The 4,750-nt window shown below is 73.3% G+C and carries 7 protein-coding genes and 1 pseudogene; 4 read left to right on the top strand and 4 right to left on the bottom strand.

Going from position 1 to position 4,750, the window contains the following annotated elements; genetic code table 11:
* The 4 genes and pseudogenes from AE652_RS44995 to AE652_RS10660 all read right to left on the bottom strand — a co-directional run.
* A pseudogene (locus AE652_RS44995) lies at positions 1 to 200 on the bottom strand (SAM-dependent methyltransferase); the annotation flags it as partial.
* Positions 201 to 362: 162 nt separating this feature from the next.
* Complete coding sequence (locus AE652_RS48070) at positions 363 to 1,025, bottom strand: ferredoxin (RefSeq protein WP_234348334.1); 663 nt, start codon at positions 1,023 to 1,025, stop codon at positions 363 to 365.
* Between the two features lie 114 nt (positions 1,026 to 1,139).
* Entirely contained in the window at positions 1,140 to 1,634 is a 495-nt protein-coding gene (locus AE652_RS10665) for a hypothetical protein (protein ID WP_049651013.1), read from the bottom strand.
* A 65-nt stretch (positions 1,635 to 1,699) separates the two neighbouring features.
* Complete coding sequence (locus tag AE652_RS10660) at positions 1,700 to 2,143, bottom strand: ArsI/CadI family heavy metal resistance metalloenzyme (RefSeq protein WP_049651017.1); 444 nt, start codon at positions 2,141 to 2,143, stop codon at positions 1,700 to 1,702.
* 88 nt (positions 2,144 to 2,231) lie between these two features.
* Between AE652_RS10660 and AE652_RS10655 the strand changes: the two genes are divergently transcribed.
* From AE652_RS10655 to AE652_RS10640, 4 genes are all read left to right on the top strand, one after another.
* The gene (locus AE652_RS10655) at positions 2,232 to 2,633 is read left to right on the top strand and encodes a helix-turn-helix transcriptional regulator (protein ID WP_049651012.1); all 402 of its coding nucleotides are present in this window, start codon (positions 2,232 to 2,234) and stop codon (positions 2,631 to 2,633) included.
* 89 nt (positions 2,634 to 2,722) lie between these two features.
* A complete protein-coding gene (arsB, locus tag AE652_RS10650) occupies positions 2,723 to 3,730 on the top strand; it encodes an ACR3 family arsenite efflux transporter (RefSeq protein WP_234348336.1) in 1,008 nt (335 codons plus the stop codon).
* 13 nt (positions 3,731 to 3,743) lie between these two features.
* Complete coding sequence (locus AE652_RS10645) at positions 3,744 to 4,190, top strand: arsenate reductase ArsC (protein ID WP_304414263.1); 447 nt, start codon at positions 3,744 to 3,746, stop codon at positions 4,188 to 4,190.
* A gap of 23 nt (positions 4,191 to 4,213) precedes the next feature.
* On the top strand, positions 4,214 to 4,705 hold the full coding sequence (locus tag AE652_RS10640; RefSeq protein WP_049651016.1) for a GNAT family N-acetyltransferase: 492 nt from the start codon (positions 4,214 to 4,216) through the stop codon (positions 4,703 to 4,705).
* Positions 4,706 to 4,750: the final 45 nt, after the last annotated feature.

Here is a 4,750-nt window from a genome sequence, read left to right as displayed (position 1 = left end):
CGGGTCTCCGAGCCGGTGCCGGCGCCGACGTCCAGCGCGCGCTCGCCGGGGCGTACGGCGAGCCGCTCGTGCGCCCACGTGCGCAGGCGCCGTACCCCGGGGTTGGCGGCCTGGGCGTCCAGCGCGGCGACCAGCCGGTCGGTGTCCGCCGGGTCGGCGTTGGCGGCGTGGAAGGCCGAGGTGGGACGCGGGTCGGTCATGGGCGCCACCCTAAACGGACATGACGGTCCATCAGTGACATCCCGCCCGCGCTCCTCGCGGCACGGCTCGTCCGGGACGGCGGTCCGCCCCCTGCCGACCGGCAGGGGCCCTGGGGTGGCGGGTCCGGCCGGCTTTCCGCTCCTCGTGCCCGCCGCCGCGGGTCAGAGTTCCGGCAGTGCCTCGCCGGCGCGGGGTTCGCGGTGCTCGGTGAGCCAGAACAGGTAGCCGCGCAGGTAGGCCTCCAGCCCGTCGTCGAGGTGGGCGGCGTACTGGCGCAGGGCGTCCGGTTCGTTGCGGCTGTCGTCGCCCAGTCTCAGCTCGTCCGTGATCCAGGCGCGGACCTCGTCCCGGCGGGCCCACCAGTCGCGCACCGCCTGCGGGGTCCAGTGCAGGTCGCCGTCCCAGGCGTAGCCGCCCAGGGGCTCGTCGTGGGCGATCTCGACCAGGGCGGCCACTTCACGCGGGTTGGCGGGCTGGCGGTGGACGAACTCGCAGTGCCTGTCGTCGGAGAGCACGTGCTCGGGGAGGTAGTACGGGCCGTTCAGCCCGCTGTCGGTCTCGCCGGCGTAGAACGGGCCGGGCACGTTCAGCCTGCCGCGCTGCTCCCAGCGGCCGCGGCCCACCGAGTCGGCCATCTCCCGGGCGGTCGGCAGCGGGTCCCAGTAGGCGAGCTCCTGCCACGGCCCCTCCGCCGGGTGGAGGAGCAGCCGCCCGCGCATCCGTACTGCCGACTGCCGCAGCGCCGCCTCGTGCGAGAGCTCCTGCCCCCGGTTCAGCGACCGGATCCACCGGCCGATCACCCCGCCCACCTGCGTCTTTCTCATGCGGCCCAGCCTAGGACCCGCCTTCGGGCGCGCGTCGTTCGCCCGGGGGGCGGGGGAGTGCCGGCCCGTGGACGGGGCATTCGCCTGAGCGGGCTCGCGGGCCCTCGGAACCGCTCAGGCGAAGCCGGCCTCGGTGAAGCGGCAGCCGCCGCGCTCGGCGCCGGACAGGACCGGGGTCGAGGTGAGCCGCGGGGTCTCGCGGATGTACTGGCGGAAGCCGGAGGCGCGGAACTTCAGGTCGAAGGAGTGGCCCTCGATGTGCCAGTGCGGCGAGTCCTGCTTGTCGTCGTCCGGTGCCAGCCGGTGCAGGTCGGCGATCTCCAGCTCCGGGGCCATGCCCTCGAAGCCGAAGTCGCCCTGGAGGTCCCAGACCTCTTCGAAGGCGAGGGTCGCGGGGGCGACCCAGAAGGAGAAGTTCCGCGCGGGCCGGACGGGGTGGACCCACTGGACGATGTAGTCGAGGTCGAGGAGGAGGCGCGGCAGGAAGTCGTCGGTCTGCTGCACGTACAGGCCGTGGACGGTGGCGTCGTGCCAGCCCATTTCCTCGAAGTCGGCGTCGCTCCAGACGCTTTTCGAGAGGCCTGATTCCTGGTGACCGCCGCTGTTCATGGTCGTCATCCAATCAGGCCCGGTGCGCGGGAAGTCGGCCGGGCCGACTTCCCGCGCACGCCGGCTCAGGCGGACGGCTCGCCGGTGGCGGTGCCCGTGCAGCAGGCCTCGGGGGCGCCGGCGGCGCTCTTGCCGAGGGTGTCGGCGTCGGCCTTGACCACGTAGACCTCCCAGGGCTCCTTGCCGGGGGCGGTCACCCAGACCTTGTCCTGGACGGCGTAGCAGCAGGAGGTGTCGTTCTCCTCGAAGGCGGCGAGGCCGGCGTCCCGGAGGCGGGTGGTGGCGGCGGTGACCTGCTCGGTGGAGGCGACCTCGACGCCGAGGTGGTCCAGGCGGGTGTCCTCGCCCGGCTCGCCCTCGATGAGGACGAGCTTCAGCGGGGGCTCGGTGATGGCGAAGTTCGCGTAGCCGGGGCGGCGCTTGGCGGGCTCGGTGCCGAAGAGCTTGGTGTAGAAGGCGATGGAGCCTTCGAGGTCGGCGACGCGCAGGGCGAGCTGGACACGGGACATGGTGGCCTCCAACAGGCTGGATCGAGCCTGGATCGATATCCGTCGATGCAAGCTTGCGGACTGGATCGGCGTTCGTCAATATAGAAGCATGTCGAAACAGGAACTCCGAGTGCTGGGCCAGGACGACGGCGCGGACGGCTGCTGCCCCGGGCTGCTGAGCGCTCCGCTGGACGAAGGGCAGGCCGCCGAACTGGCGCCGTTGTTCAAGGCCCTGGGCGATCCGGTGCGGCTGCGGCTGCTGTCGATGATCGCCTCCGGCGCCGGCGGCGAGGTGTGCGTCTGCGACCTGACCCCGGCCTTCGACCTGTCCCAGCCGACGATCTCCCACCACCTGAAGCTGCTGCGGCAGGCCGGGCTGATCGACTCCGAGCGCCGGGGCACCTGGGTGTACTACCGGCTGGTCCCCGAGACCACCGACCGCCTCGCGGGCGTCCTCACCCGCCCGGCACCGCTCGAACCCGGCTCGGTGCCGCTCGGAGCCGCCGAGTGAGCGCCGCAACCGGGGCGCCCGCCCCCGCCCCCGTCGCCGGCCGGCTGTCGTTCGTCGACCGCTACCTCGCGCTCTGGATCCTCGCCGCGATGGCCCTCGGCATCGGCCTCGGCCGGCTCGTCCCGGGCCTGGGCGACGCGCTCGCGAAGGTGACCGTCACCGGCGTCTCGCTGCCGATCGCGCTCGGCCTGCTGGTGATGATGTACCCGGTGCTCGCCAAGGTCCGCTACGACCGGCTCGACACCGTCACCCGGAACCGCCGCCTGCTGATCCCCTCCCTGGTGCTCAACTGGCTGGTCGGGCCCGCCGTGATGTTCGCCCTCGCCTGGCTGCTGCTGCCCGACCTGCCGGAGTACCGCACCGGGCTGATCATCGTCGGCCTCGCCCGCTGCATCGCCATGGTGATCATCTGGAACGACCTGGCCTGCGGCGACCGGGAGGCCGCCGCCGTGCTCGTCGCCCTGAACTCCGTCTTCCAGGTGGTCGCGTTCGGCGCGCTGGGGTGGTTCTACCTGTCCGTGCTGCCCGGGTGGCTCGGCCTGGAACAGGCGGCGCTCGACGTGTCGGCCTGGGAGATCGCCCGCAGCGTGCTGGTCTTCCTCGGCATCCCGCTCGCCGCCGGCTACCTCACCCGCCGCCTGGGCGAGAAGGCCCGCGGCCGCACCTGGTACGAGACCGGGCTGCTGCCGCGGATCGGCCCGTTCGCGCTGTACGGGCTGCTGTTCACGATCGTCGTCCTGTTCGCGCTCCAGGGCCGTGCGATCACCTCGCAGCCCCTCGACGTCGCCCGGATCGCGCTGCCGCTGCTGGTGTACTTCGCCGTCATGTGGGCCGGTTCCCTGGCGCTGGGCCGCGCGGTGGGCCTGGACCACCCGCGCGCCACCACCCTGGCGTTCACCGCCGCGGGCAACAACTTCGAACTGGCCATCGCTGTCGCCATCGCCACCTTCGGCGCCACCAGCGGCCAGGCCCTCGCCGGAGTCGTCGGGCCGCTGATCGAGGTGCCGGTGCTCATCGGCCTCGTCCACGTGGCCCTCGCCGCCCGCCGCTACTTCCCCCAGCCCGCCACCGCCGTCGAAGGGTCCGCCCGTGTCTGAGCCTCAGCCGCCCGTGCCTGCAGCCGGGTTGCCGTCCGGGCCGTCCAAGCCCTCCAAGCCGTCCGTGCTGTTCGTCTGCGTGCACAACGCCGGCCGTTCCCAGATGGCCGCCGCCTTCCTCAGCCACCTCGGCGGCGACCGGGTCGAGGTCCGGTCGGCCGGGTCCGCGCCCGCCGACACCGTCAACCCGGCCGTGGTCCGGGCGATGGCCGAGGTGGGGATCGACCTCTCCGCCGAGACGCCCAAGGTCCTCACCGTCGAGGCGGTCCGGGCCTCGGACGTGGTGATCACCATGGGCTGCGGCGACGCCTGCCCGTACTTCCCCGGAAAGCGCTACCTGGACTGGCAGTTGGCGGACCCGGCCGGCCAGGGCGTCGACGCCGTGCGCCCGATCCGCGACGAGATCGAGCGGCGCGTCCGCGGTCTGCTCGCCGAACTGGGCGTGGGGGCGGGGGCGTGAACGGGGGAGTGGCCGTCGTCGCGATGACGGCGGCGCACGCCGAACAGGTCCTGGCGATCTACCGGTTCGGGATCGACGGCGGCGACGCCACCTTCGAGACCGCCGCGCCGAGCTGGGAGGCGTTCGACGCCGCGCGCCTGGCCGAGCACCGCCTCGTCGCCCTCGACGGACACGGAGACGGGGACGGGGCTGGCCGGGTGCTCGGCTGGGCCGCCGTGGCCCGGGTGTCGGACCGGTGCGCGTACGCGGGTGTGGTCGAACACTCCGTCTACGTCCACCCGGAGGCGCGGGGGCGGGGCGTGGGCGCCGCGTTGCTGGAGGCGCTGATCGCCTCCACCGAGCGGGCCGGGATCTGGACGATCCAGTCGGGGATCTTCCCGGAGAACACGGCCAGTCTCGCGCTGCACGCCAGGGCCGGGTTCCGGGTCGTCGGGACGCGGGAGCGCGTCGGCCGGCGCGACGGCCGGTGGCGCGACGTGGTCCTCCTCGAACGCCGCAGTCCTACGGTCGGTTGAGCACATCGCTGACCGAATCGTCGTCCGAAGAGCCGTCCGCCCGGT

Origin of the sequence: Kitasatospora sp. MY 5-36, from assembly GCF_001182915.1 — a bacterium.
In the GTDB taxonomy this organism is placed as follows: Bacteria; Actinomycetota; Actinomycetes; order Streptomycetales; family Streptomycetaceae; genus Kitasatospora.
This window is presented reverse-complemented; position numbering and strand designations above follow the sequence as displayed.